Below are 25,595 nucleotides of genomic sequence, written 5' to 3'. Positions count from 1 at the left end.
GGGAAACAATGGGGTATCAGGAATAAAGACGCGCAAAACGCATGGCCTGCGCTTGCGGGTCGGTAGCATGGTACATGTCTGTGATCACGGCCAGCCAGTCCGCACCCGCAGCAACCAGGGGGGCTGCATTATCCGCCGTGATCCCGCCGATGCAGGCCACCCGCGCACCCAGTTCGGTTTTGGCACGGGTGATCAGCGTGGGCGATGCGGCCACTGCCTCCGGCTTGGTGGGCGAGGCGAACATTGCGCCAAAGGCCACGTAACTCGCCCCCGCCTCCATGGCCAAGCGGGCGCGTTCAAAATCGTTGTAGCACGACACGCCGATGCAGAGCCCGCTACCCGCTGCCTCGCGCAGTAGGGCTACCTCGCCATCATCGCGGCCGATATGCACGCCGTCCGCCTCCACGGCGACCGCAAGCTCCAAATCGTCGTTGATGATCAAGGCGACATCCTGTTCGCGGGTCAGCTCACGCAGCGCCCTGGCCTGCTCACGCCGCAGGGTGGGGTTGGCGGTTTTGTGGCGATATTGCAACACCTGCGCGCCCCCCCGCATGGCTGCATGGCTGGTGGCCAGCAGGCGGGCGGTGTCGTTCCAGTCCGGGGTGACCAGATAGAGTCCGCGTTGCATCATGATCGGGGTTCCAGAAACCGTTTGGGCAGCGACTTGCCCATCCCCGGACGGGCGCCCTGGGCCAGGGTGTTCCAGGTGTATTGCTGAGCCAGATAGGCGGCTTCGAATACCGGATGCCCCAGCGCCATGAAGGCTGTCAGGGCGGCAGACAGGGTGCAGCCCGCACCGTGGAAGGTGCCCGGCAGGCGTTCCCATACATCGGTGCGCAAGATGCCCTGGGTGCCATAAAGCGTATTGACCACTTGCGCGGCCTGCTCGTGGCGCCCGCTGATCAACACATGGCCGCATTCAAGTTCGAGCAGGCGGCGGGCGCAATCTGCCGCGCTCAGGGTGTCCTCTTCATCCTCGTCCTGCACTAGCCGACGTGCTTCACTCAGGCTCGGGGTGACGATTTCAACCAGGGGCAGGATCATGCCGCCAACGGTGGCAAAGAAATCCTCCTCGGCCATCGGGTCGTCCCCGGTGAGGAGAAAGGCCGGGTCGTAGACCACCGGAATGTCGGGGTAGTCCGCCAGGATCTCGGCGACCGCTGCAACCGCCTCGGCGCTGCCCAGGGTGCCCACCTTGATGGCATGGACGGGCATGTCCTCTAGTACAGCGCGGGCTTGATCGACGATCCAGTCATCATCCACGGGCAGAAAGCCTTCGAACATGGAGGTGTTCTGGACCACCACCCCGGTTGTGACGGCAAGTGGCATCACGCCTAGTGCTGCGGCAGTGAGCACGTCAGCGTGCAGACCCGTACCACAGGTCGGATCGGTGGGGGCAAAACTCAATATAGATGGGATAATCCGCTCCTTTGAGCTGGATTGTGCGGCAGAAGGCTTCATCATTGGGCGGTCCCGGTGAATTAACGGGAAAAAATGCGCTAATATCAGCAGCAGTGTAACCCAAGCTCTGCGATATCATGCCCGTACTGCCTGATCCCCATACTACATGGATGTGTCTGACCTGTGGCTTTATCTACGATGAAGCGGCTGGTCTACCAGAAGACGGGATCGCTCCGGGTACGCCATGGGGCGATTTGCCTCCGAACTGGAGCTGTCCTGAGTGTGGAGCAAGGAAAGAAGACTTCGAATCCGTGTCGCTCTAAGTAACGTGGTGTGTCGCGTCAGTCCGATATACCACAATATTTGATATATTTCGCGCGGTGTGGCAGATAATTACTGCCTCGGCGTACAATGGAGCCATGTGTAGTGGGCATATGGCCATGCGTCGAGTCGCGCTTTGGCACAGGCCGTGGCAACACGAATGTTGTGGCGGTAGAGAGGAGCAGACGTTGGCAGACAAAACTGATGTCTCGGGCATCAAGGTCATGGTGATCGATGACAGCAATACTATTCGCCGGAGCGCGGAGATTTTTCTTGCGCAGGCGGGCTATCAGGTATTGTTGGCCGAAGATGGATTTGATGCATTGGCAAAAATCGCGGACCACCACCCGGACCTGATCTTTGTGGACATCATGATGCCGCGCCTGGATGGTTACCAGACCTGTGCGCTCATCAAGAAGAACCCCAAGTTTGCCGTAACCCCGGTGATCATGCTTTCATCCAAGGATGGCTTGTTCGACCGGGCGCGTGGCCGCATGGTGGGCTCTGATGAATACTTGACCAAGCCTTTTACCAAGGACAGTCTGCTCAAGGCTGTTTCTGAATATATTTTGCTGCGCGAACAGCGCTGATCGTTTATTTAAGGTTGATGAACTATGCCAATCAAGAAAATCCTGGTCGTGGATGACTCCCCTACAGAACGTTTTGCCCTGATTGAGTTTTTGAGCAAACAAGGTTTCTCGGTTGTGACCGCAGAAAACGGCGAAGATGGCGTGGTCAAATCCAAGGCCGAAAAGCCCGACCTGATCCTGATGGACGTGGTGATGCCCGGCATCAACGGCTACCAGGCTACCCGCACGATTTCGCGCGATGAAGAAACGCGCAACATCCCCATCATCATGACCACCAGCAAAGATCAGGAAACTGACAAGATCTGGGGAATGCGCCAGGGGGCGTTTGACTACATGACCAAGCCGCTGGACTTGGAAGAACTGCTCAAGAAGATTCAGGCCATCGGCTAAAAAGTTTGCCTCTTCCGGGGGGTTGTTCGCCAGAGCAATAACATAAAGGAGGCTGGCATGGCCAAGCGCATCAGTTTGCGCGAGTTTCAACAAGATCTTACCCGCCGTCTGCAAGAAGTTGGCAGCAGCGGTCGGCGCTCGGCTTTGCTGGCCGTGGTCGCAGGATCTGAGAATTGGCTCATTGATCTGACCGACGCCGGTGAGATTATCGCCATCAATGCGTTGACTGAAGTGCCATTGACCCGGAACTGGTTCCGGGGCCTGGCCAACGTCCGTGGTAATCTCTACAGTGTGGTGGATCTCTCCGCATTTTGTGGCGAAGCCGCGTCGCCCTTGTCGAACGAATCCCGGATGATGCTCATCGGCACGCGCCACGGGCTGAACACAGCGCTGCTGGTCAACCGTGCGCTGGGTTTGCGCAACCCGGATGACTTCGAGGTGGATGAGAGCTTTTCCGATCCCCGCCCCTGGGTTGGGCACGCCTTGCGCGATCACCAGAATCGTCTTTGGAAACACCTGATCGTGCGCCCGTTGTTGGCCGATCCCCGTTTTCTTGATGCAAGTGCCGATGTGCGCTGAAGACCATGATCAACACATCTGCGCTTCCCCCGTTTTTTGAACTACCCCCAGATTCAACGCCCGTTTCTACCGGAGCATTCGCATGGCACTGATGACATTCCTCCGCCGCAAGGGCCGCTCTAGCGACTCGGATAGCACGATCATGGACAGCAACCAGGCAACTGCTGTTGATCCCTCCAACGCTTCAGTGGGTGGTGTGGCCTCGCGCTTTGCTCTGCCCATCATTGGCAACAAGCCCATTGCCGAACAGTTGCGGATACTCGGCTGGGCCTTCGGTGTGCTGCTTGCAATCACCGTGGTGCTGACCTTCTTCCAGATCCGTTCGGCTTCGCAAGGGACGGCCTTCGTGTCGGCAGCCCGGCAGATGGGTACGCTCTCGCAAACGCTGGCAAAAGCCGCGCAGCTCGCTGTGACGGGGGGCGCGCGTTCGCGTTCCAGCGCTTCCAGCGGTGCAACTTCCTCCAATATCGGGGGAACCGGCTTTACCGAATTGAAAGAGTCGCGCGAAAAATTTGCCGAACTGCTGACATCCGTGACCAAGGGCGGCGTGGTTGACGGGGTGAGCGTGCCTGAGAGCCCTGCTTCTGTGCTGACCAAGCTCAAGGACGTGCAGGGGACCTGGGACAAGATCGACAAAGATGCCAAGACCCTGGTTGAACAGCAGGTCAACCTGACGCGTTTGAGCACTGCGGTCGCAACCATTAACGGTAACAACGCCCAGCTGCTCGACTTTGCCGAACAGGTGGCGCGTGCCAAGCTCGAACGCAATGCCTCGGCCAAGGATATCGACATCGCCCACCAGGTCGTGATGCTGACCCAGCGGATGGCCAAGAACGCCAACGCTCTGTTGGCCGGTGAATCCGCTGACCCGGAAGTGATCTTCCTCCTGGGGCGTGACTCGAATACCTTCGGTGATCTGCTCGAACAGCTCGGCAAGATGAACAACGACGAGGACACCACGCAAAAGCTGGAGCAGTTGTCCTTGTTCGCACAACGCCACCAGTTGGCCGTGGGCGGCATCCTGGCCAACATCCAGCTGCTGGTGCAGGCCAAGCGTTCGGGTATCTCGATCTTCCAAGATTCCACCACCCTGCTCAATCAGATTAACGATCTGGCAGAAGGCTACAACGGCTACTACACGGGGATGAACGTCACCATCGTGCTCATCTCGGTCTTCGGTCTGTTGGCCTTGATCACCTTGGCGGGTCTGGTGCTGGTTTATAACGTCGATCAAGGGAATCGCCGGATCGAAGCTGAAAACCAAAAGACTGTGGCTGAAAACGAAAGAAACGGTACCCAGCAGGCCATTTTGCGATTGATGAACGAAATGGGCGACTTGGCTGACGGTGACTTGACCGTGCGGGCAACTGTGACCGAAGACGTGACGGGGGCCATCGCCGACTCGGTGAACTACACGATTGAAGAACTCGCCGTGTTGGTGCGACGGATTAACGATGCGGCAGGTCGCGTGACCATCGCCACGCAGTCCGCCCAACGGATTTCAGGCGAACTGCTGGATGCTTCCGAGCGCCAGTCCCGCGAGATTCAGCACGCAGGCCAACAAGTTCAGGAAATGGCCCGTTCAATGACTTCCGTATCCGCCAGCGCCTTGCAGACCGCACAGGTGGCACGCCGCTCGCTGGAAGCTGCACGGAAGGGTACGGACGCGGTGCAGAACTCGATCAAGGGTATGAACGAAATTCGTGAGCAGATTCAGGAAACCTCCAAGCGGATCAAGCGCTTGGGTGAATCTTCCCAGGAGATCGGTGAAATCGTGGAGCTGATTTCCGACATTACCGAGCAGACGAACGTGCTGGCCTTGAACGCAGCAATTCAGGCAGCATCCGCAGGGGAAGCAGGGCGCGGCTTTACGGTGGTTGCTGAAGAAGTGCAACGACTTGCCGAACGCTCCGCTGAAGCAACCAAACAGATTGCGGCGATTGTGAAGACCATTCAGACGGATACGGGGGACGCCGTGGCCGCTATGGAAAACTCGACCCGTGGTGTGGTTGATGGGGCCAAGCTGTCTGACGCTGCAGGTCAGGCCTTGGCAGAGATCGGTGATGTGTCGGTGGAAATGGCGACCCTCGTTGAACGGATTTCGGCAGATACGCAGCGTCAGGCAAACGTGGCTACCGAAGTGTCCGAGGCCATGAAGACCATTCTGTCGATTAACGACTCGACCACACAAGGTACGCAACAATCGGCGTTGTCTATCGGGCAGTTGGCCGATCTCGCTGTTGAACTCAAGGGTTCGGTCTCGGGCTTCAAGGTCTGATTCCAACCACTCGACATAGCGCTTGACCTGCACGAAGACACCTGAAGGTGGTGGCCCGATGTCTGATCGGGTCATCTCTGGGTGCGAGGTCTCGAAAGGCATTAGATGAGCCAAAACGATGAATTGGATATCGGCCCACTGACGTGGGTGAAAAACGAGATCGATTCTGCCTTGAATGCTGCCCGCGAAAAGCTGGGCGAGGTACTGCGTAACCCTGAGCAGCGCGAACCCTTGCGTTTTGCGCAAAACCACATTCACCAGGCAGCCGGGGCATTGTCCATCGTAGGATTGGACGGGGTGTCCCAGTTTGCCGATGCCATTGACAAGTTTCTGTCATCTTTCTCCGCGTCCAGCGAGGCGCCAGGGGCGGATCGTCTTGCGCTTGCACAACGCAGTATCGGCATCCTGGGCAACTACATCAATGAAATTGCCGCCGGTGCACCGCACCAGCCCTTGCGCCTGTTCCCGACCTATCAGGAACTGGCGCTGGCCCGTGGAGTAGAAGCGCCACTGCCCAGCGAGCTGTTTTTCCCTGATCTGAACATCCGGCCTCATCTGGCGAATCCGCCTGCCAACGCGACCTTGGAGCGCTTGGGGCAAGAGATGCGTGGCCTGCGTGCGCACTTTGAAAAAGGTTCGCTCACATGGCTGCGCAAGCCAAAGGAAGCCGCTGGCCCGCAGGAGATGCTGCGCGTGGTGCGCCGCATCGAGCAGTTCCAGCAACCGCCTGCTGCGCGAATGTTCTGGTGGATTTCCATCGCCTTCTTTGAAGGGCTGGTCACGCAGGACATTCCGACTGACCGTCAAGCACAACGCGTATGTCGGCGCATTGATGCGCAGGTGCGTCGCCTGCTGGAAGGCTCCACGGTAGTCGCTGAGCGCCTGGTGCGCGACGTGCTGTATTTCGTTGTAGCCCACAAGGTGTCCACTCCGCACGGTGAGCTGGTCCGCCAAGTTTTCAAGCTCGACCGGATGCTGCCTTCTGCGGACGCAGAGCTTTCCGATACCTATCGCCAGCCGCTGGTTTTGCGGGTGCGCGAGACGATTGAGCAGTGCAAGGAATACTGGAACCGCTTCTCGGCAGGGGCGGCAACAGCCCTACCGCAGTTCCGTGAGCAGTTTACCGAGCTGGTCAAACGTGTTCAGGCCCTGCGTCTGCCCTTGGTTGACCGCCTGATGGTCGGTTTGGGGCAACTGGTTGATTGGCTGGGTAAAAATCCGCAGCAGGTCAACGAAGACCTGTCGATGGAAGTGGCGACTGCCCTGTTGGTGGTGGAACAGGCTTGTGACGCCCCGAATGCGGATCTGGACCTGTTGACACGTCAGGTTAGCCTGCTGTGCACACAGTTTGCCGCACGTATCCGTGGTGAAAAGCCGGGGCAACTGGACGATCAGGCCTTTGGCGCCACCGCACGCCATGCGCAGGAACGGTTGTTCTTTATTCAGCTGGCACGTGAAATCCTCACCAACCTGGGGCACATCGAGCAGGGGCTGGACAGCTATTTCCGCAATCCTGGTCTGCGCGATTCTCTGGCAAGCCTTGCCGGGCCGCTCAAGCAGATTGAAGGCGCCTTCGTGGTGCTGGGGGATTCCCAGGCGGTTGATCTGGTCAAAACCAATGCTGAACTGATTGCCAGCTTTGTGACCCGTGACCATGCCCCCTCGCAGGACGAACTTGATGGGGTGGCCCACCAGCTCTCAGCGCTCGGTTTCTATGTTGAAGCGCTGAAGAATGGTCATGCCAAGCTGGCTGACTATCTGAACCCCCTGCGTGCCAACGCACAGCAGGAAGAGGCTGCCGAAGCCGCACAAAGCATCGAGTCGCAGCTCCAGCGTGAAACCCAGACCACGCAACAATTGGTCGAAGCGCTCAAGGAAACACCGCAGAATAAGGAAATCCGCCAACAGTTGGTGAACAACCTGGAGGCGATCCGCGAAGACGCCCAGCTTGTTGCAGATACAGGCCTGGAGCAAAAGGCCAAGGATGCGCTGGCCAACCTCAAGTCTGATAAACCCGATCAGGTCCAGCTGGCTGAAACGCTTGCCAGTGTGGCGCCTGTCGCGGTGGCGGCTGCGCCGTCTGAAGAAGCTGCTCGTCTGATGACGGCCAGCAATGAAGAGCTGGACGCCGAACTGTTGGGCATCTTCCTGGAGGAAGCCCACGAAGTGCTCGATACCATGGCCGAAAACACGGCCCGGATCAGCAATGGGCGGCAGGATGCTGAAGCCCAAGTCACAATCCGGCGTGGCTACCACACCCTCAAGGGTTCCAGCCGCATGGTCGGATTGCAGGACTTCTCGGAAGCCGCCCGCCATGTTGAAATGGCGATGAACCGTTGGCTGCAACTTGAAAAGGCCGTTGACGCAGACCTGTTGGCCCTGATCAATGCAGGCCACAGCGTGTTTACCGCCTGGGTGGTGCAGCTGGAAGCCGGTGGCAGCCTCTGGTATGACGCAGCTGCGTTGATTGCACAGGCAGAGGCCCTGTTGGCATCGCTGGACATGCCCCTGGACGAAGTGTCCGCGCCAATCAAGCCGGTGCCCGCTGCCCCGGTGGTGCCCACACCGCAGAAGTTCGCAGAGCAACCCAGCATCGACAAGGCGCTTGAAGCCACCACCCTGTTTGCGCCCACGGATGCCACCGAAGATGCGAGTGCCAAGTCGGTCCCCGCAGAGCTGGATTTGACCAGCACGCTCCTGGGTAGCGACCTGTTTGCCATTCCCTCAGGCGAGTACAACGATTACGAAGTCGACCTGGCTGCAACCGATTTTGATGGTGATGCACTGCGCCTGTTCACCACGGATGAACATGAACAACGGCGCGAGTTGGCTGCAGAAATGGCGCCGCCCGCTGCTCCAGCGGTGCCAGCAGCCGTGCCTGAAGCCTCTGGTGGGTTGGACTTTGAACTCAGTGCCTTCGATCTGGATGAAGAAGTAATCCCCGCCCCTGAACCCGTGATGGGGGCAGGTGGTGAAGATGAGATCAAGATTGAGTCGGAGGATGAAGAGCTTACCGAGCTGGACCTGACCAGCACCTTCATCTCGGGTGAATTGGACGCCATGGTGCATGGGGAGGAGGAAGTCGACCTCACCTCCACAGGGATTGAACTGGACTTTGGCGAGGCGGCGGACGAGATCGTTGTCGATGAGATTTCCGTTGCCGAAGAAGTCGCCCCTGTGCAGCCTGCTGAAGAGCTTGCGCCGAAACCGGTCGTGGAGCCTGAGCCGGTTGCCCGCCTCATTGTTGAGCCTTCACCTCCCGAAGAGTTGGAGATTGTTGACATCGACGGGACGGACAGCGGGATTGATCTGCCCCAGATCGAAGCTTTGCTGCATGGTGCCGGGCCATCTGGGCCGGTGGCGGCGGCCGAAGAGGTTGGTGATACCGAAGTCCAGATCGGCAACCAGTCATTGTCTCGCGGGCTCTACGATTTGTATGTGGCGGAAGCGCGCCAGTACATCGAGCGTCTGGTTGAAGAACATCGTCTGCTGGAATCCAGCCCCTTGCGTGTGCCGGTCATCGAGTCGGTGCGCTCGGCACATACCCTGGCCGGTATCTCCGGTACTGCCAGGATTGATCCAGCCTATACCTTGGGCAAGGCGCTTGAGCACGCATTGCACCGCTTTACTGATGTCAGCCTACCGCCAGCCAAGGCGCAGACAGCCATTATTGGTGCTGCCATCGAACGCCTGGATGAGATGCTGGCGGATGTAGTGCTGCTGGAAATGCCTGTCGCTGCACCCGAGCTGATCATCCAGCTTGAAGATCTTCACCCTGAAGCTGCTGTGGCCGAAGAGGAGCCCGTTGCCGAGCCCCTGCCGGTTCCAGAAGAAGAACTCGAACTGCCCGAGCTGGAAAGTGTATTTACGCCGGAACCGGAACCCGATCTGCGTTTGGCGCCTGTGCCCGAGCCCGACGCCCTGGTGCTGGAGGTTCCGCCCGCAGAGGCCGGGGTGGAAGAGATCGAAGTGCGCTCTGCCGCGCTTGAAGAGCTGCCTGCAGCAGAAATTCCTGCGCTCGAAGAGGAAGAGCTGCCCGTCGACGAGCTGGGGAATGTGGTTGCTGAAGAAGAGGAAGAGGCTTCGGTCGTCCATGATGAACTGGATGATCAACTCCTACCGATCTTCTTTGAAGAAGCAGATGAACTGGGCGCTGCCCTGGGCGGCGAGCTGCGTGAGTTGCGTGCCAACCTCTCCGACGAAAGCCACCTGCAAAGCGTGGCGCGGATGCTCCACACCCTCAAGGGGAGCGCACGTATGGCAGGTGCCATGCGTCTGGGGGGCTACGTCCACAGTCTGGAAGGCCGTTTGCAGGAACACACCGGTGGCACTGTAGATGTCTTGCTGGTCGATGACCTGGAGTCCGGGCTTGATCACATTGGTGCGCTGATCGAAAATCTGCGTAACCCCAATGCGCCGGTGGCGGTTGAACCCGTGTCCGCAGGGGCTCAGGCCACTGCACCGGTGGTGGCGCCGCAAGCCTCTGCTACACCCGCGCAGGTTGCCAAGTCCAGCTTTGTACCAACACCGCAGCCCGCATTCGATGAGCTTGAAATCGTTCAAGGTCAGCGTGCGCCGCTGCGTGTGCGTGCCGATCTGGTTGACCGCTTCGTCAACGAAGCCGGGGAAGTGTCGATTGCCCGGACCCGGATTGAAGGCGAACTGCGTACCCTGCGCCGCTCCCTGTTGGATTTGACCGAAAACGTCATCCGTCTGCGCAACCAGTTGCGCGAGGTGGAAATCCAGGCCGAATCCCAGATGCAGTCCCGGATTGCGGCGGCCGAGTCGCTGCACTCCGAATTCGATCCGTTGGAATTCGACCGCTTCACCCGCTTGCAGGAATTGACGCGGATGATGGCCGAGTCGGTGGGTGACGTGACTACCATCCAGCAGAACCTGCTGCGCAACCTCGATGCGGCAGACGCTGCCCTGCATGCCCAGGGCCGTTTGTCCCGCGACTTGCAACAGGCGCTGATGGGTGTGCGGATGGTGCCGTTCGATGAATTGGCGGATCGCCTGTACCGGATCGTGCGTCAAACCTCGAAGGAACTGGGCAAGCGTGTCAATCTGGATATCCAGGGTGGCAGCATCGAAATCGACCGCAGCGTGCTGGACCGCATGACTGCGCCGATCGAACACTTGCTGCGCAACGCCATCGCCCACGGTATCGAGATGCCGGCTGAGCGTGTGGCAGCAGGCAAGGCCGAGTTTGGCCAGATCACCCTCAAGCTCAACCAGCTCTCCAATGAAATTGCGCTGGAACTCTCGGATGATGGCTATGGCCTGAATTACGAGCGCATCCTGGCGCGTGGCCGCAAGAATGGCTTGATTGGCGACAACGAGCAGCCAAGCGAAAACCGCCTCACCCAGCTCATTTTTGAACCAGGGTTCTCCACTGCCGAAGCCGTGTCCGGTGTGGCAGGCCGTGGCGTGGGGATGGACGTGGTGAAGAACGAAACTCTGGCTGTGGGCGGCCGGGTTGACGTCTCCTCCGGCCAGGGTACGGGTACGCGCTTCATCGTCCACCTGCCGCTGACGCTGGCTGTGACGCAAGCGCTGTTGGTACGTGCCGGGGATCGGACGTATGCGATTCCTTCGAACATGGTGGAGCAGGCCCTTGAAGTCAAGGAAGTCACCCTGGACGAAATGCGTGCCCGTGGCTACGTTGAGTGGAACAACACGCAGTATCCGTTTGCCTATCTGCCGCGCTTGCTGGGTGACACGGTTTCGCACCCGGTGTCGGCCCGCTTCCATTGGCTGCTGCTCACCCGTGCGGGGAGCCAGACGCTGGCGGTGCACATCGACGAACTGCGTGGCAACCAGGAAATCGTGGTCAAGAACGCCGGGCCACAGTTTGTGCGTCTGCAAGGTTTCAGCGGCGCAACGGTGTTGCCGGATGGTGAAATCTCGCTGATCCTGAACCCGGTGGCACTGTCTGCACGCCAAGTGGTCAATGTTGTGGGCGCGGATGGGGAAGGTGAATACGCCGAGGCGGAAGCCGTTGCTGAAACCCGCATCCCGACCATCATGGTGGTCGATGATTCGCTTACCGTGCGCAAGATCACCAGCCGCCTGCTTGAACGCGAAGGCTTCCAGGTGGTGACGGCCAAGGATGGTGTCGATGCACTGGAACAACTGGTCGACATCAAGCCCGATGTGATGTTGCTGGATATCGAAATGCCCCGGATGGATGGCTTCGATCTGGCCCGGAATATCCGCGCGGATCAACGCCTGCACGATATCCCCATCATCATGATCACCTCGCGTATGGCGGACAAGCACCGCAACTATGCGATGGAGATCGGGGTCAATAACTACCTGGGCAAACCGTATCAGGAAGAGCAGTTGTTGGAACTGATTGCAGGCTTTATTGCCCGCAAGCGTTAAGATTGTGTTGAGCGCCTAGGGCCAGCAGGCCTATGGGCAGTTTTGGCAGATCCCGGATTGGCTCTGGGCGAGACTTCTTTCTCGCCCAGAGCCAATCTGCCATTTACCGGGTCTGAGAGCTTGCAGTAGAATCCCGCCCCTCTGCGTCCGTTGTATCACACATGGAATTTGCTGGTATCCGTTTGAAAAACAACCTGTTTGTTGCACCCATGGCGGGTGTGACGGATCGGCCTTTTCGACAACTGTGCAAGCAGATGGGCGCAGGGCTGGCCGTCTCCGAGATGGTGACGTCCAACGCCCAGCTCTATGCCAGCACCAAAACCCGGCGGCGTACCAATTTTGTTGGCGAGTCTGGCCCGATATCGGTACAGATCGCGGGGGCCGACCCGCTCATGATGGCTGAAGCGGCACGCCTGAATGTGGATAACGGTGCGCAGATCATTGACATCAATATGGGCTGCCCTGCCAAGAAGGTCTGCAACGTGGCGGCGGGCTCTGCCTTGATGCGTGACGAGTTGCTGGTCGCACGGATTCTTGAGTCAGTCGTCCAGGCGGTGCCGAATATCCCGGTGACACTCAAATGCCGTACCGGGTGGGATCATCAGCACCGCAATGTGGAACGCATCGCCCGGATTGCCGAGGCATCTGGTATCCGCCTGCTGGCGGTGCATGGCCGCACACGGGCGGATCAATACATGGGCGAGGCCGAATACGAGACCATTGCCCAGGTCAAGGCCGTTGTCGCAATCCCGGTGATTGCCAATGGTGACATCGACTCCCCACTTAAGGCACGAATGGTGCTTGAGCAGACCGGGGCCGATGGTTTGATGATCGGGCGTGCTGCCCAGGGGCGCCCCTGGCTGTTCCGCGAGATTGCCCACTACCTTGCGTGCGGGGAACTTCTTCCTGCGCCAACGGTGGAGGAGGCCCATGCCATTGCCCGTGGGCATCTGGTGGATATCCACGAGTTTTATGGCGCCGAGGCCGGGGTCAGAATTGCCCGCAAGCACTTGGCCTGGTATGCCAGAGGGTTAAGCGGTGCGGCGGTTTTCCGTGAGATGGTCAATCAGCTTGTCGATCAGGCGGCACAGTTGAATGCGGTAGACGACTTCTTTGCTCAAATGGCCAAGCGCTCGTCACGATTACAATACGTTTTTCCAGATCTTTCCAGACAAAAGGCGCTGGCAGCATGAGTCAAAACAATAATGAACTAGCCGCGTGTGTCACACACGTACTCGACCGATACTTCGCTGACTTGGATGGCGAGACGCCAGATGCCCTGTACGACATGGTGATGCGGCAGGTTGAGCGCCCCTTGCTGGAATACGCCTTGCGCCGCTCCAACGGCAACCAGACCCAGGCGGCCGAACTCCTGGGGATTACCCGCAATACTTTGCGACGCAAGATTACAGACTACGGCTTACAGCTGGTATAAGCCCTCAATCGACCCCTCACTTTGGCCAGGACGACCATGAAAGTAACCCAAGCCCTCCTCAGCGTTTCCGATAAGCGCGGCATTGTTGAATTTGCTCAGGCGCTCTCTGCGCTTGGCATCAAGCTGCTGTCTACGGGTGGCACCGCCAAATCCTTGCGTGACGCAGGGCTGGCCGTGACGGACGTGGGGGACTACACCGGCTTCCCGGAAATGCTGGATGGTCGCGTCAAGACCCTGCACCCCAAGGTGCACGGCGGCATCCTGGCCCGGCGTGATCTGGCCGAGCACCTCTCCACGCTGGAAGCCCACCAGATTCCGCGTATTGATCTGGTCGTGGTCAACCTCTACCCCTTCCAGGCAACGGTGGCCAAGGCGGGTTGCACGCTCGAAGATGCGATTGAAAACATCGACATCGGTGGCCCGACCATGGTGCGCGCTGCGGCCAAGAATCACGGCAATGAAGCCGGTGGCGTGGGGATTGTGACCGACCCCGAGGATTACAGCGCCATCATTGATGAACTCAAGCAGAACGCTGGCGCGCTGGGCTACAAGACGCGTTTTGAACTGGCGCGCAAAGCCTTCACCCACACCGCCCGCTATGATTCGGCGATTGCCAACTGGCTGACCGCCGTGAATGCCGACAAGCTCGACGCCGCAGCCGCCCCGGAACGCGCCGAGTACCCGAGCCGCCTGCAACTGGCTTTCGACAAGGTGCAGGACTTGCGCTATGGCGAGAACCCCCATCAGACCGCCGCCTTCTACCGCGACCTGAGTGCCCCGGTGGGCAGCATTGCGGGCTATACCCAGTTGCAGGGCAAGGAGCTGTCCTACAACAACATTGCAGACGCTGACGCGACCTGGGAATGCCTCAAGGCTTTTGATGCCAACGTGCCCACCTGTGTGATCGTCAAGCATGCCAACCCCTGTGGCGTGGCCCTGGGCGCGACCGCAGAAGAAGCCTATCGCCGTGCCTACTCCACTGACCGCGAAGCAGCGTTCGGCGGCATCATCGCCTTCAACCTCACGGTTGACGAAGCGGCGGCCAAGGCTGTGGCTGGCCAGTTTGCCGAGGTCATCATTGCCCCGGCGTATTCCGCCGAAGCGCTGGCCGTTTTCGCCGCCAAGCAGAACCTGCGCATCCTGACCTGCCCGCTGGGCACCATCCGTCAGGCCGACTACAAGCGAGTCGGCGGTGGGCTGCTGGTGCAGACCTATGACGAAGCCACCGTGCAACTGGCCGACCTCAAGGTCGTGACCCGTCGTGCGCCGACCGAAATCGAACTGCGTGACATGATGTTTGCCTGGCGTGTGGCCAAGTTTGTCAAATCCAACGCCATTGTGTATGGCAAGGATGGGCTGACGGTGGGTATCGGCTCCGGTCAGGTCAAGCGCGTGGATTCCGCGATGATCGCCAAGATCAAGGCTGAAGCTGCAGGGCTGCCGCTGGCGGGTTGTGCCGCCGCGTCTGAAGCCTTCCTGCCCTTCCGTGATGGTCTGGATGTGCTGGCCCAGGCCGGTGCCACTGCATTGATCCAGCCGGGTGGTTCGATGCGTGACGCAGAGGTGATTGCCGCTGCCGATGAGCAGAACATTGCCATGGTCTTTACCGGCATCCGCCATTTCCGTCACTGATCTGCACAACAGAAGGCGAATATGAAGATTCTTGTCATTGGTTCGGGTGGTCGTGAGCACGCACTGGCCTGGAAACTAGCCCAGTCCGAACGCATCCAGAAGGTCTATGTCGCCCCCGGCAATGCGGGGACTGCGCATGAACCCGGTTTGCAGAACGTGGCGGCCAACAGCATCCCCGAGTGGATTGAGCTGGTGAAGAAGGAAAGCATCGGGCTGACCGTAGTGGGGCCGGAGGCCCCGCTGGCCGCAGGCGTGGTGGATGCCTTCCGGGCCGAAGGCCTGCCCATCTTTGGGCCGACCAAGGCTTGCGCACAGCTCGAATCCTCCAAGGATTTTGCCAAGCAGTTCCTGGTGCGCCATAACATCCCGACTGCCAAGTACCAGACATTCAGCGACGCTGCGGCCGCCCATGCCTATATTGACCGCGAAGGCGCACCGATCGTCATCAAGGCTGATGGTCTGGCTGCGGGTAAGGGCGTGGTCGTCGCCATGTCGCTGGACGAAGCCCATGCCGCCATCGACATGATGCTCGTGGGCAACAAGATGGGCGACGCCGGTGCCCGCGTGGTGATCGAAGAGTTCATGCAGGGCGAGGAAGCCAGCTTCATCGTCATGGCCGACGGCAAGCACGCGTTGGCCATGGCTACCAGCCAGGATCACAAGCGCCTCAAGGATGGCGACCAAGGCCCCAATACCGGTGGCATGGGCGCCTACTCGCCCGCACCGGTGGTCACCCCCCAGGTACATGCCCGTGTGATGCGCGAGATCATCAACCCGACCTTGGCCGGGATGATTGCCGATGGCTTGCCTTACACCGGCTTCCTGTATGCGGGGCTGATGATTGATGAGCAGGGCGCACCGCGTGTGGTGGAATTCAACTGCCGCTTTGGGGACCCGGAAACCCAACCGATCATGATGCGCCTGAAGACCGATCTGGTTGATCTGGTTGAAGCCGCCCTGGCAGGCAAGCTCGATACCGCCGAGGCCGACTGGGATCGTCGCGTCGCCCTGGGTGTGGTGCTGGCCGCAGGCGGCTACCCTGACGAGCCGCGCAAGGGGGATGTCATCTCCGGCCTGGACGCCAAGCTGGAAGACGCACACGTCTTTCACGCAGGCACTACCACGACACCAGAAGGCAAGGCGGTGGTGAGCGGCGGGCGGGTGCTGTGTGTCACCGCCCTGGGGGATTCCGTCAAGGCCGCGCAACAGCGTGCCTATGAATTGGCGAGCAAAATCCAATTTGAAGGCATGCAATACCGCCATGATATCGGGCACCGGGCCATCAAACGCTAAAGCGGGCGTAGAACGTTCCACCTGAAAAGCAGGGGCAGATGCCCCTGCTTTTTTGTTCTCTGCGAACCGTGTATCAGACTGCCCAACGGCTGTAGATAAAAGTTACGTTTCTTTGCAAAATTCTCAACAGTCTGGTCAACAATGATCTTTGGACTGCACCTATTCCCTAAAACTGCAAAGGAAGCGCCATGAGTAGTCAGAATCCCTACGCCCCACCTGGGACGCAAGTTGATAACACTGCCGCGTATGCCGCACAAGATTCAGGAAAGTATGCCAGTCGTGGCAAGCGCTTGGCGGGGTCTATGGTTGATGGCCTGCTTATGGTTCCATTCTTGTTTGGTTTTATGTTTGCGACAGGAGCCTGGCAGGCCGCGATGGCAGGGCAGCGCGGTTTTGGCGCAGGCGTGCTGACCATTGCCTTCAGCTTTGTGATGTACCTGCTCCTGCATGGCTATTTGCTGGCGAAAAATGGCCAGACGATTGGCAAACGCCTGTTGGGCATGCGCATTGTGTCGGTAAACGATCGGCAGATCCTGCCCGTGTGGAAGATTCTGGTGCTGCGCCATGGTGTATTTACCGTACTAGGGCTGATCCCTTTTGTCGGTGCTTTTTTGGGATTGCCAAATGCCCTGTTCATCTTCCGCGATGACCATCGCTGCCTGCATGACCATATTGCCGGTACAATTGTGGTTGAAGTGTAAATTCATGCCCAAACAAGCCATTTGTCATTATGCGTGCATGATAAATGGCAGTCCGACCTGAATGGAGTTGCTGTTGGTACACAATAACCCTTATCTGTGCCCTGGCGCATTTGTTCGGCCGCATTTTGAAAATGTGTCAGGGCTGGGCGAGCAGACCAGCCTGTTCAGGCGCTGGCTGGGCAGCGTGATTGATGCTTTTCTTCAGGCTGCCCTGCTGCTGACAGGGGGCGCCATCGTGCATCTTGCCGCGCCGCAGGTGCTGGAGAGCACCGGCTGGGGATACCGTATCGGGGCGATGTTGGCGTCATGGCTGACTTTTATTGCAGTCCACGGCTACCTGCTGGTCAAATATGGGCAGACCATCGGCAAGCGCCTGCTGGGGACGCGCATTGTTTCGTATGCAAGGCATCAGCGCCTGCCTTGGTGGAAGCTTGTGACTTTGCGCGAGGGCCTGCTTTATACCGTTGTCCTGATTCCAGGCCTTGGCCCCGTTATTGCGCTGATTGATGCGTTGGCAATATTCATCACCGATCACCGCTGCCTGCATGACCTGATCGCGGGCAGTGCCGTGATTGATGTACAACGCAACGACCCTGCATTCGTCAAGCCTGGGGGGTAGTGGTTGTTTGAGTGCTTGTCTGCCACTTGAGCAATGCGGCACTCAAGGCATCGATTGAAACCGGCTTGGTGATGTAATCATCCATGCCAATGGCAAGTGCAGTACTGCGATCATCAGCCATGGCGTCAGCACTTACGCCGATGATGTGGGTGCGCACACCTTGTTCGCGTAGCGCCCGGGTTGCCGCCAAGCCATCCAGAACGGGCATGTGGGTATCCATCAGGATAACGTCAAAACGCTGCGCTTCACAGCGCTGTAGTGCTTCTTTGCCGTGGTAGGCCACGGTAATGTTACTGGCCCCCAGTTTGCGCAGCAGCTTGCTGATGACAAGTACATTGACTTGGTTGTCCTCCACCACCAGTATCTGGTGGTCTTTGTCCAGCAGCAACACGCTCTCGGTGCTGACCGCTTTTTCGTGTTCCATTCCCGCCACCTCCTCTGCCAGCGTCAGCTTTGCGGTGAACCAGAATTCCGAGCCATCCCCTTCCTTGCTGTTGACGCCGATTTCTCCCCCCATCAATTCACATAGCATTCGGCAGATTGATAGCCCCAGCCCGGTGCCACCAAAGCGGCGCGTGGTCGACATGTCGGCTTGCTCAAACGGGTTGAAAACATGGGCCAGTTTGTCTGCCGCGATGCCTATGCCTGTGTCACGGACTGAAAAATGCAGCGTAACACTTGGCGCCTTGCGCTCCAGTACTCGCACACCCAGCGTAATGGAGCCTTTCTGAGTGAATTTGAGCGCATTCCCGATCAGGTTGATGAGGGTTTGGCGTAGTCGCGTCGGGTCGCCATACAGGGCATTGGGGGCCGTCTCATCCATTGCCACCTTAAACTCCAGCCCTTTGCCCTGGGCGGAATGCTGGAACAGGCGTGAGATATCGTCCACCAGCGTTTTCAGACTGAAACGGGTGTGTTCCAGGCTGAGCTTGCGTGCCTCAATCTTCGAATAATCCAGAATGTCATTGATAATGGCCAGCAGCGCCTCGCCTGAGCTGCGCATGGTGCGCACATATTCCTGCTGCTCGGGCTGCAACGCGGTTCCTTCTAGCAACTGGGCCATGCCGATGATGCCGTTCATGGGCGTGCGGATCTCATGCGACATCATGGCCAGGAATTCACCCTTGGCCCGGTTGGCGGCATCCGCCGTATCGCGTGCCGCGACGAGTGCCTTTTCTGCCTGACAGCGTGCGGTGATGTCGGTGAAGCAGAATACCCGCCCGATGGTTTGTTCTGCATACCGTGCAGGGCGCGATTTGCATTCAAACACCCGTCCATCCACCAGATACAGGGTGTCAAAGGTTTCCTCGTGCATTTCGCTGTTGGCCTTGAGCATCAACTCCTTCAGGTGAGATGGCTCATTGAGCTGCATGGCCAGAAAATCCAGCAGATAACTGTCTTCACCCTTGAGCAGCAGATCGTCGGGTAGCTGCCAGAGCAGGGCGAAACGGCGATTCATATTGGTGATATGCATATCGCAATCCATCACCAGAATACCGTCTATTGTCGCTTCCAAGGTCGCGCGCAATTGGGAGGCGACATGTGCGAGTTCCTCCTCGGCGTGTTTCTGCCCTCTGATGTTGTGGGCGCGAATCACCAGCCAGTTTGGCTGGATGGGCAATACGCTTTTGACGATCGGCAGCAGCTCTCCCCGCGCCGTGCTGTATATGCCTTCTGCGTCGAGCAGCTCCGGGTTCCCCCCGCTACGGACATCTTCCCAGAAAAACACATCGCTCAAGGCGCATTCAATATCTGTGATCGGTTTCCCGACCAACTCGCCGTGGCTGTAACCCAGTTCGGAACATGCATGAGCATTGGCCTCGCAAATCTTGAGCGAGGCGGCATCCACCAGAAGCAGAATTTCTTCTGATTGTTCCAGAAGAATGCTTTCCAGTGCTGTGCTCATGAAGGTTTCGCCTTGCTGGTGCTATCCGAGTCGAAATAGTAGGTGACCCGTTTGCGGGGGCTCAGGTAATCATAGACTGCCGCGCTCAACTGTATGGGCCGGATCGCCTTGCTGATGTTGATGTCCTGCTCCACCTCCAGGTCGATCATGATCGCCTCTTCCTTGGGTACTGATTCGTCATATATCAGTACCCATGGTCTCAGCGGTTTTTTCGGATTGACCGATTGCACGACACCCAAGGCATCGTTGGACAGCATGACGATTGTGCCAGGTGGGAATACTCCCAGGCTGCGGATCAACAGTTGCAGCACTTGGGCGTCAAATTTGTTGCGCCGCTGCGCGAACATCAGCGACAGAGCTTCATGCGGGGTGATCGCCTTGGCCAGATCGGTCGGGTTGCACAGGTTGTCATAATAATTGACCAGCGAGACAATCCGCGCCAGAGGATGGATGGCATTTCCCTTAAGTGCCTTGGGGTAACCTGATCCATCGGCCATTTCATGGTGTTGATAGATGATTGCCTGCACAGGTTCTGGCAGCCCGATCTTCTGCCCGATCTTCAGCCCATACTCGCAATGCATTTTGCGAAGCTCGCTCTCCGCATGGGTGAGTTCATCGGAGGACTTCTTCAGCACCCGGTCTGGAATGTCCATCAGGCCAATGTCATGAAGTAGGGCGCCCAGCCCAAGCAGCCGCCCTTGCTCAAACGTTATACCCAGCTCTTTTGAGAGCATCATGGACAGGATCGAGGTGTTGAGCCCGTGAAAATATACCTCTTCTCCGCCCGCCTTTTCCCCCATTACGTGCAGGGTCAATTCAGGGGACTCCAGAAAAGCACGGGTCATCTGATCGACCAGTTCGCCGACCTCTTCCAGGCATTCCCGTGGCCGCGACAACAGCGAGCGGTTGATGTTGCGCATGATATTGGCGGCCTTGATGAAGGCCTTTTCCACCTGGCCGATTTTTTCCCGCCGTTCTTTCAGCGCCTGCATGCGCTCAAGGCGTTCAGCCTGGGCGGGGTCTTGCGGAGGCGCCTCTGTTGGTGGGCACACTGCATCATTGGCAGGCACAGCCTGGTTGGCCGCAGAGATCGGCCCCAGGTTCGGGTCGCTTTTGTCGGGGTCGTAACGGAAGCGTTTGACGCCCAGCGTGCGCAAAACGCTGATCTGCTCGGCCGAGCGGATCTTGAATTGGTTGAAACTGAATGGATGGCTGAACCAAGGCAGGTCGATGTAGACGTACATACCGATGCACAGGTTTTCCGTTCCAACATAGAGTTCTTGAGCGTCGGATTCCATGTTCTACACGTCAAAGTCTATGAGTGGGGACGAGTCCACGTTAACGGCAGTTTGCACGCTTTGTTAAGTGATGTCCCCTGGCAGCGGCCTTCGTCCCTTCAGGGCAGGGCTGTCTTGACAAAGGTAGATTGTTCGAATACTTTAGAACAATGAACGACGAATCCTTGGCCAAAATTTTCAAGGCGCTCTCCAATGAACAGCGCCTGCGCATCTTCCGCATGCTCTGCGAGTGGCAGGGCGCGGGGGATGCTGAGCGCCTGGAAGAAGGCTGCTGCGGCGTGGCCAAAGGCTTTACGCGGGCTTGTTGCTCGCTGGATCTGTCACGCTCTACCATTTCTCACCACTTCAAGGAACTTCAGGCGGCAGGGCTGATCTCTTTGAAACGGTCTGGGCAGAGTTCTGTGTGCGCAGTCAATCCGGAAGCCATTGAGGCAATTCGTCATTTTCTGAAACAACTACCAGATACTGTGTCCGCTGAGCCCAACTGAGGGATGGGGGATACATTCGCCTGCGCGGGGTTCAGCGCGGCGGGTGATGGCAATCAAGGAGAACACCATGGAACACGCTGCTTGGCACGATCATGACTGGTTGGCGCAGCACACCACGGGAGCCATGCTGCGCGCCGGGGCCTTTGGCATTGAGCGCGAAGCCTTACGTGTGAAAGCCGATGGCACGCTGGCACTGACGCCGCACCCGCAGGCGTTTGGCGACAAGCTGGAAAACGCCCGTGTGACGGTGGATTTTTCCGAAAGCCAACTGGAACTGATCACGCCACCTTGCCCCACGGTAGAGGATGCGCTGCTGAACCTGCGCAGCATCCAGGACGAGGTGGAAGGCGTGCTGCGCGGGCAGGATGAGCATCTGTGGCCCATGAGCATGCCCACAAGTCTGCCCGAAGAATCACAGATCCCCATCGCCCATTTTGTGGATACGCCCGAAGGGCGCCGCCGCGAGTTGTATCGCGTCGGGCTTGCAAACCGCTATGGGCGGCGGATGCAGATGATCTCCGGCATCCATTTCAATTTCTCGTTTGGTGCACCGTTGCTGGCATTGTTGCAGCAGAAAAGCGTGGCCGCCACGGCCCGTGAGTACATGGATGCGGCATATTTCCGCACTGCCCGCAATTTCCTGCGCAACCGCTGGCTGCTGGTCTGGCTCAGTGGGGCTTCGCCTGCCGCCGATGCGAGCTTCGGCGGAGTGGTACGCCAACAGGTGCAGACCGTCAAAGCCTGCTGTCGGGGCTGTAAGGCCTTTGTTGATGAGCATAAGGCACACGCCACCTCCCTGCGCGTGAGCCGCTATGGTTACGCCGATACGGCGTTCAGTGATATGCCGGTGTCTTTCAACTCGCTGTCCGAATACACCCGGGACATTCGTGCATTGATGCATACCCCCAGCGAGAAGTTCGCTCAGATCGGGCTTGATCCGCAGGGGCAGCCCTTGCAGATCAACAGCAATGTGCTGCAGTCCGAAAGCGAGTTCTATTCCGCCATCCGCCTCAAGGGGCGCATCCGTCCCAATGAAGGGCATCTGGATGCCATGGAGCGCGATGGCGTGTATTACGCCGAAGTGCGTGTGCTGGACCTCAATCCATTCGCGCCAGAAGCCATTGATCTGCTCACCCTGCGTTTCATCCAGGTGTTGATGCTTGATTGCCTGCTGGGGCCGGATACCCCGATTCACTCGGAAGAATGGGCCACTCTGCAGGAAAACCACCACCGCGTGGCCCTCTCTGGGCGTAACCCGGAATTGCCGCTCTGCACGGGGCATGAAAAGGTCTTGATGCGTGAGTTGGCGACAGATATTTTGACCCGGCTGCGTAATCTGGCCCGGTTGATGGATCGAGGCGCAGCAAGCCCGGACTTCGAAAACGCCATCGAATGGGCGCAAGGCCAACTGGTGCACCCCGAGGCGCTACCCTCGGCGCGCATCTGGAGCGAAATGCAGGCGCTGGGCATGGGGCATGTTGCGTATGGAGCCCGTTTCCTGCACGCAGTAGCGCATCCTGCTGCTTGTGCAGCAGATTCAGTGGCAATGCTTTGAGCGTGAATGATGATGGCTGAATGTCCGCCGCTGGAACTCTCCACCCGCCTCCTGATTGCCGAGGCACGATTACGCGGGATCGAGGTGGAAATACTGGATGCAGACGACAATTTTGTGCGCCTGCGTCGCGGTACAAAAGTTGAATACATCAAGCAGGCCACGCGCACGTCGGCTGACACCTATATTGCCGCGCTGCTCATGGAGAACAAGAGCGTCACCAAGCAGCTCCTGCGGGAAGCCGGATTGCCCGTGCCGGATGGGTTTGCAGTGCGCAGCGTGGAAGAAACCCGTATTTTGTGGCCTCAATTGCATGGGGCGGGGCTGGTGATCAAACCACGTTCAACCAATTTTGGTGAAGGCGTGTATATCCTGCGGACCGCAGACTGGACGCCCCTTCAGGCAGAGGAGGCTGTGGCGGCGGCCCTGCGGCTGGATAGCATGGTGCTGCTGGAAGCCTTTATCCAGGGGCCGGAATATCGTTTCCTGGTGATCGGGGATGAGACTGTGGCCGTGCTGCAACGCATTCCGGCGAATGTTTGCGGCGATGGGCTGCGCAGCATCCGGGAATTGGTTGCCGAAAAGAATCGTGACCCACGGCGTGGCAGTGGCTATCACACCCCGCTGGAGCAGATTCGTCTGGCAGAAACCGAAGCGGCCTATCTTGCTGCGCAAGGATTGGATTTTGACTGCGTTGTGCCGGCTGGAAAGCGCATTCTGCTGCGGGAGAATTCAAACATCAGCACCGGTGGTGACAGCGTTGACCATACTGACGCTGTGCATCCTGGCTACAAGGCCGCAGCGGTGGCTGCTGCCCGTGCAGTCGGGGCGAAGATATGCGGGGCGGATATCATCATCCAGGATCTGCAAGCTGCCCCAAGGCCCGATAATCATGCCTTTATCGAGCTGAATTTCAACCCTGCCCTCCACATTCACGATTACCCCTATGAGGGGCAGAACCGCAAGGTGGAGGGAAAGGTTCTTGATCTGCTGGGCTACACCAACCTGGGTTAGGCGACAGGGATCGTCTGCACGAACGCGGGGCGCTCAGACAGGCGTTTGACATATACCGCCAGATTCGGGCGGGTGGCGCGCCAGTCGTATTGCGGCAGGCGGAAATCCAGCCATAACAGGCCGCAGCCGGTGGCAATATCGGCAAGGCTCAGGCTATTGCCATACAGGAACTCACGCCCGGTGATCTTCTTTTCCAGCACATCCAGGCCACGGTCAACCTTGCTGCGTTGGCGGGTGATGACTGCGTCATCCTGTTTCTCTGATACGCGGCGGGTTTCCTGCAACCACACGACACCGGCATCAGTCACCCCGTCGGCCAGCGCTTCCAGTTGCTTGACGCGCACGATTTCCAGCCTGTCGGTAGGGAGCAACGCGGGTTGGGCACCCAGCGTTTCAATATAGTCGGCGATGATGGGGGAATCGAAGAAAACTTCCCCGGCGTCGCTGACCAGGGTGGGCACCTTGCCCAGCGGGTTGTAGTCGCTGACATGGCTACCCGCTTCCCAGGGCGGATCGTTCAGAAATTCAAATGGCAGATTCTTTTCCAGCAGCACCACGCGGATCTTCCGAACGTAGGGGCTGGTTAGCGAAGCAATCAGTTTCATGGCAGCGTTCCTTGTGTTGAATGAGAAGGAAAGAAACAGGAGCAACAGGTCAATGGCATTCGCAACATGAACGTTTCACAATGTCGCGGATGTTGTTCAGGCGGCCGTGGAAAAAGTGATCTGCCCCGGGCACCACCACCACCGGCACTTCCAGCGGTTCAGCCCAGCGGAATACGTTTTCCAGCGGCACTGTCTGGTCTTGCGAGCCGTGGATCACCAGGGTGTCTGGCCCCACAGCCTCGGTATCGTATTGGCGTGCGCCTTCAATAAAGCCTGCTGCGGTGCCGACCAGGATCAGCCGCTTGGCCGGGTGCCCCGCTTCGGCCAGATGATGTGCCACTTTGGTCTGCACAAAGGCGCCAAAGGAGAAGCCCGCCAGCACATAGGGTTCGCCCGCCGCAGGCCATTGCTGCTGCGCCCAGGCCAGTACCGCCAGCATGTCTTCGGTCTCGCCCGCGCCATGATCGTGGCTGCCTTCGCTCAGGCCCACGCCACGGAAGTTTGGGCGCAGTGCCAGATAACCCAGGTCTTTGAGTGTGCGGGCCAGGGTGTGGGTCACCTTGTTGGTATTGGCGCCGCCAAACAGGGGGTGGGGGTGCGCCACCAGGGCGATGCCCTTGGGGGCCTCGGGGGCGTCGACCAGCAGTTCAATCTGCCCGACGGGCCCCGTGATGACGAATTTTTCCGCGATCTTTGGGCTCATATCTTGAGGCGTTTAACAATGCGGCCGTGTTGCAGATGTTCGCTGATGATCTCGTCGATATCCTCGCGGTCGACATAGGTGTACCACACCCCTTCAGGGTAGACCACCAGCACCGGGCCATCGTCGCAACGGCCCAGGCAGCCCGCCTTGTTGATGCGGATCTGGCCCTTGCCAGACAGGCCCAACTCACGGACGCGTTCTTTGGCATAGGTTTGCAGCTCGCTGGCGGCATGGTTTTCACAACTGGTATCGGGGGCAGGACGCTTGTTGCAGCAAAAGAAAACGTGATGTTTGAAGTAAGGTTCCATGATCAGGCTCTCTGAGAAGAGAGGCAATTATAGGCGCGTGCTGCGCGTTACAGTATCCGACCGCATTTTTCGATACAAATTCCCTCTGCTTTGAC

At 58.6% G+C, this 25,595-nt stretch carries 22 protein-coding genes; 15 read left to right on the top strand and 7 right to left on the bottom strand.

Annotation, left to right across the window (positions count from 1 at the left end; translation table 11 throughout):
• Positions 1 to 16 precede the first annotated feature (16 nt).
• On the bottom strand, positions 17 to 631 hold the full coding sequence (thiE, locus tag B145_RS0115635; RefSeq protein ID WP_018608540.1) for a thiamine phosphate synthase: 615 nt from the start codon (positions 629 to 631) through the stop codon (positions 17 to 19).
• Entirely contained in the window at positions 628 to 1,464 is an 837-nt protein-coding gene (gene thiD / locus B145_RS0115630; RefSeq protein ID WP_211209845.1) for a bifunctional hydroxymethylpyrimidine kinase/phosphomethylpyrimidine kinase, read from the bottom strand. The genes thiE and thiD overlap by 4 nt, the downstream gene beginning before the upstream one ends.
• A 107-nt stretch (positions 1,465 to 1,571) precedes the next feature.
• On the opposite strand from thiD, the gene B145_RS28185 reads away from it, so the two are divergent.
• The 12 genes from B145_RS28185 (at position 1,572) to B145_RS27620 (ending at position 17,626) form a co-directional block, all read left to right on the top strand.
• The gene (locus B145_RS28185) at positions 1,572 to 1,724 is read left to right on the top strand and encodes a rubredoxin (RefSeq protein ID WP_211209851.1); all 153 of its coding nucleotides are present in this window, start codon (positions 1,572 to 1,574) and stop codon (positions 1,722 to 1,724) included.
• A 222-nt stretch (positions 1,725 to 1,946) separates the two neighbouring features.
• Entirely contained in the window at positions 1,947 to 2,312 is a 366-nt protein-coding gene (locus B145_RS0115625) for a response regulator (RefSeq protein WP_051082615.1), read from the top strand.
• Positions 2,313 to 2,336: 24 nt separating this feature from the next.
• The gene (locus B145_RS0115620; RefSeq protein WP_018608537.1) at positions 2,337 to 2,702 is read left to right on the top strand and encodes a response regulator transcription factor; all 366 of its coding nucleotides are present in this window, start codon (positions 2,337 to 2,339) and stop codon (positions 2,700 to 2,702) included.
• Between the two features lie 57 nt (positions 2,703 to 2,759).
• Positions 2,760 to 3,281 (top strand): chemotaxis protein CheW, encoded by a 522-nt coding sequence (locus B145_RS0115615; protein WP_018608535.1) that lies wholly within the window; start codon positions 2,760 to 2,762, stop codon positions 3,279 to 3,281.
• 82 nt (positions 3,282 to 3,363) lie between these two features.
• A complete protein-coding gene (locus B145_RS0115610) occupies positions 3,364 to 5,559 on the top strand; it encodes a methyl-accepting chemotaxis protein (protein WP_018608533.1) in 2,196 nt (731 codons plus the stop codon).
• 105 nt (positions 5,560 to 5,664) lie between these two features.
• Positions 5,665 to 11,946, top strand: a complete 6,282-nt coding sequence (locus B145_RS0115605) for a FimL-related protein (protein ID WP_018608532.1) — start codon at positions 5,665 to 5,667, stop codon at positions 11,944 to 11,946.
• Between the two features lie 161 nt (positions 11,947 to 12,107).
• Positions 12,108 to 13,139, top strand: a complete 1,032-nt coding sequence (dusB, locus tag B145_RS0115600; RefSeq protein ID WP_018608530.1) for a tRNA dihydrouridine synthase DusB — start codon at positions 12,108 to 12,110, stop codon at positions 13,137 to 13,139.
• Entirely contained in the window at positions 13,136 to 13,381 is a 246-nt protein-coding gene (locus B145_RS0115595; protein WP_018608529.1) for a helix-turn-helix domain-containing protein, read from the top strand. The genes dusB and B145_RS0115595 overlap by 4 nt, the downstream gene beginning before the upstream one ends.
• A 36-nt stretch (positions 13,382 to 13,417) precedes the next feature.
• Positions 13,418 to 15,013, top strand: coding sequence for a bifunctional phosphoribosylaminoimidazolecarboxamide formyltransferase/IMP cyclohydrolase (gene purH / locus B145_RS0115590; RefSeq protein WP_018608527.1), 1,596 nt, complete (start codon positions 13,418 to 13,420; stop codon positions 15,011 to 15,013).
• 21 nt (positions 15,014 to 15,034) lie between these two features.
• Positions 15,035 to 16,306: a phosphoribosylamine--glycine ligase gene (gene purD, locus B145_RS0115585; RefSeq protein WP_018608525.1), complete on the top strand. Its 1,272-nt coding sequence runs from the start codon at positions 15,035 to 15,037 to the stop codon at positions 16,304 to 16,306.
• 188 nt (positions 16,307 to 16,494) lie between these two features.
• Entirely contained in the window at positions 16,495 to 17,007 is a 513-nt protein-coding gene (locus B145_RS25890; protein WP_083917769.1) for an RDD family protein, read from the top strand.
• Between the two features lie 73 nt (positions 17,008 to 17,080).
• Positions 17,081 to 17,626, top strand: coding sequence for an RDD family protein (locus tag B145_RS27620; RefSeq protein ID WP_157288451.1), 546 nt, complete (start codon positions 17,081 to 17,083; stop codon positions 17,624 to 17,626).
• Here B145_RS27620 and B145_RS27615 read toward each other — a convergent pair.
• Both B145_RS27615 and B145_RS0115565 read right to left on the bottom strand, forming a co-directional pair.
• Positions 17,610 to 19,532 carry a PAS domain-containing hybrid sensor histidine kinase/response regulator gene (locus B145_RS27615; RefSeq protein WP_018608519.1) on the bottom strand — a complete coding sequence of 641 codons (1,923 nt, stop codon included), beginning with the start codon at positions 19,530 to 19,532 and terminating at the stop codon, positions 17,610 to 17,612. The two genes, B145_RS27620 and B145_RS27615, sit on opposite strands and share 17 nt — an antisense overlap.
• A complete protein-coding gene (locus tag B145_RS0115565; protein ID WP_026259188.1) occupies positions 19,529 to 20,830 on the bottom strand; it encodes a cyclic di-GMP phosphodiesterase in 1,302 nt (433 codons plus the stop codon). The genes B145_RS27615 and B145_RS0115565 overlap by 4 nt, the downstream gene beginning before the upstream one ends.
• Before the next feature lie 149 nt (positions 20,831 to 20,979).
• Between B145_RS0115565 and B145_RS25875 the strand changes: the two genes are divergently transcribed.
• From B145_RS25875 to B145_RS0115550, 3 genes are all read left to right on the top strand, one after another.
• On the top strand, positions 20,980 to 21,318 hold the full coding sequence (locus B145_RS25875) for an ArsR/SmtB family transcription factor (RefSeq protein WP_018608515.1): 339 nt from the start codon (positions 20,980 to 20,982) through the stop codon (positions 21,316 to 21,318).
• Positions 21,319 to 21,385: 67 nt separating this feature from the next.
• Positions 21,386 to 22,873, top strand: a complete 1,488-nt coding sequence (locus B145_RS25870; protein ID WP_051082607.1) for a glutamate--cysteine ligase — start codon at positions 21,386 to 21,388, stop codon at positions 22,871 to 22,873.
• Between the two features lie 6 nt (positions 22,874 to 22,879).
• Entirely contained in the window at positions 22,880 to 23,884 is a 1,005-nt protein-coding gene (locus B145_RS0115550; RefSeq protein ID WP_018608511.1) for a hypothetical protein, read from the top strand.
• Here the strand turns inward: B145_RS0115550 and B145_RS0115545 are convergent.
• The 3 genes from B145_RS0115545 to B145_RS0115535 are packed head-to-tail and all read right to left on the bottom strand — an operon-like array spanning position 23,881 to position 25,500.
• Positions 23,881 to 24,489: a glutathione S-transferase gene (locus B145_RS0115545; RefSeq protein ID WP_018608510.1), complete on the bottom strand. Its 609-nt coding sequence runs from the start codon at positions 24,487 to 24,489 to the stop codon at positions 23,881 to 23,883. The two genes, B145_RS0115550 and B145_RS0115545, sit on opposite strands and share 4 nt — an antisense overlap.
• A 49-nt stretch (positions 24,490 to 24,538) precedes the next feature.
• On the bottom strand, positions 24,539 to 25,192 hold the full coding sequence (locus B145_RS0115540; RefSeq protein WP_018608509.1) for an alpha/beta hydrolase: 654 nt from the start codon (positions 25,190 to 25,192) through the stop codon (positions 24,539 to 24,541).
• Positions 25,189 to 25,500 (bottom strand): (2Fe-2S) ferredoxin domain-containing protein, encoded by a 312-nt coding sequence (locus B145_RS0115535; protein ID WP_018608508.1) that lies wholly within the window; start codon positions 25,498 to 25,500, stop codon positions 25,189 to 25,191. Before B145_RS0115535 ends, B145_RS0115540 begins: the two co-directional genes overlap by 4 nt.
• Positions 25,501 to 25,595: the final 95 nt, after the last annotated feature.

This window comes from Uliginosibacterium gangwonense DSM 18521 (genome assembly GCF_000373965.1).
GTDB lineage: Bacteria > Pseudomonadota > Gammaproteobacteria > Burkholderiales > Rhodocyclaceae > Uliginosibacterium > Uliginosibacterium gangwonense.
Note: the sequence above shows the minus strand (reverse complement) of the source record. Positions and strands in the feature narration are given on the sequence as shown.

Excerpts from the sequence above, each read along its gene's own strand:
- thiE (WP_018608540.1), bottom strand. The coding sequence starts at position 631 with ATGATGCAACGCGGACTCTATCTGGTCACCCCGGACTGGAACGACACC.
- thiD (WP_211209845.1), bottom strand. The coding sequence starts at position 1,464 with ATGATGAAGCCTTCTGCCGCACAATCCAGCTCAAAGGAGCGGATTATC.
- B145_RS28185 (WP_211209851.1), top strand. The coding sequence starts at position 1,572 with ATGTGTCTGACCTGTGGCTTTATCTACGATGAAGCGGCTGGTCTACCA.
- B145_RS0115625 (WP_051082615.1), top strand. The coding sequence starts at position 1,947 with ATGGTGATCGATGACAGCAATACTATTCGCCGGAGCGCGGAGATTTTT.
- B145_RS0115620 (WP_018608537.1), top strand. The coding sequence starts at position 2,337 with ATGCCAATCAAGAAAATCCTGGTCGTGGATGACTCCCCTACAGAACGT.
- B145_RS0115615 (WP_018608535.1), top strand. The coding sequence starts at position 2,760 with ATGGCCAAGCGCATCAGTTTGCGCGAGTTTCAACAAGATCTTACCCGC.
- B145_RS0115610 (WP_018608533.1), top strand. The coding sequence starts at position 3,364 with ATGGCACTGATGACATTCCTCCGCCGCAAGGGCCGCTCTAGCGACTCG.
- B145_RS0115605 (WP_018608532.1), top strand. The coding sequence starts at position 5,665 with ATGAGCCAAAACGATGAATTGGATATCGGCCCACTGACGTGGGTGAAA.
- dusB (WP_018608530.1), top strand. The coding sequence starts at position 12,108 with ATGGAATTTGCTGGTATCCGTTTGAAAAACAACCTGTTTGTTGCACCC.
- B145_RS0115595 (WP_018608529.1), top strand. The coding sequence starts at position 13,136 with ATGAGTCAAAACAATAATGAACTAGCCGCGTGTGTCACACACGTACTC.
- purH (WP_018608527.1), top strand. The coding sequence starts at position 13,418 with ATGAAAGTAACCCAAGCCCTCCTCAGCGTTTCCGATAAGCGCGGCATT.
- purD (WP_018608525.1), top strand. The coding sequence starts at position 15,035 with ATGAAGATTCTTGTCATTGGTTCGGGTGGTCGTGAGCACGCACTGGCC.
- B145_RS25890 (WP_083917769.1), top strand. The coding sequence starts at position 16,495 with ATGAGTAGTCAGAATCCCTACGCCCCACCTGGGACGCAAGTTGATAAC.
- B145_RS27615 (WP_018608519.1), bottom strand. The coding sequence starts at position 19,532 with ATGAGCACAGCACTGGAAAGCATTCTTCTGGAACAATCAGAAGAAATT.
- B145_RS0115565 (WP_026259188.1), bottom strand. The coding sequence starts at position 20,830 with ATGGAATCCGACGCTCAAGAACTCTATGTTGGAACGGAAAACCTGTGC.
- B145_RS25875 (WP_018608515.1), top strand. The coding sequence starts at position 20,980 with ATGAACGACGAATCCTTGGCCAAAATTTTCAAGGCGCTCTCCAATGAA.
- B145_RS25870 (WP_051082607.1), top strand. The coding sequence starts at position 21,386 with ATGGAACACGCTGCTTGGCACGATCATGACTGGTTGGCGCAGCACACC.
- B145_RS0115550 (WP_018608511.1), top strand. The coding sequence starts at position 22,880 with ATGATGATGGCTGAATGTCCGCCGCTGGAACTCTCCACCCGCCTCCTG.
- B145_RS0115545 (WP_018608510.1), bottom strand. The coding sequence starts at position 24,489 with ATGAAACTGATTGCTTCGCTAACCAGCCCCTACGTTCGGAAGATCCGC.
- B145_RS0115540 (WP_018608509.1), bottom strand. The coding sequence starts at position 25,192 with ATGAGCCCAAAGATCGCGGAAAAATTCGTCATCACGGGGCCCGTCGGG.
- B145_RS0115535 (WP_018608508.1), bottom strand. The coding sequence starts at position 25,500 with ATGGAACCTTACTTCAAACATCACGTTTTCTTTTGCTGCAACAAGCGT.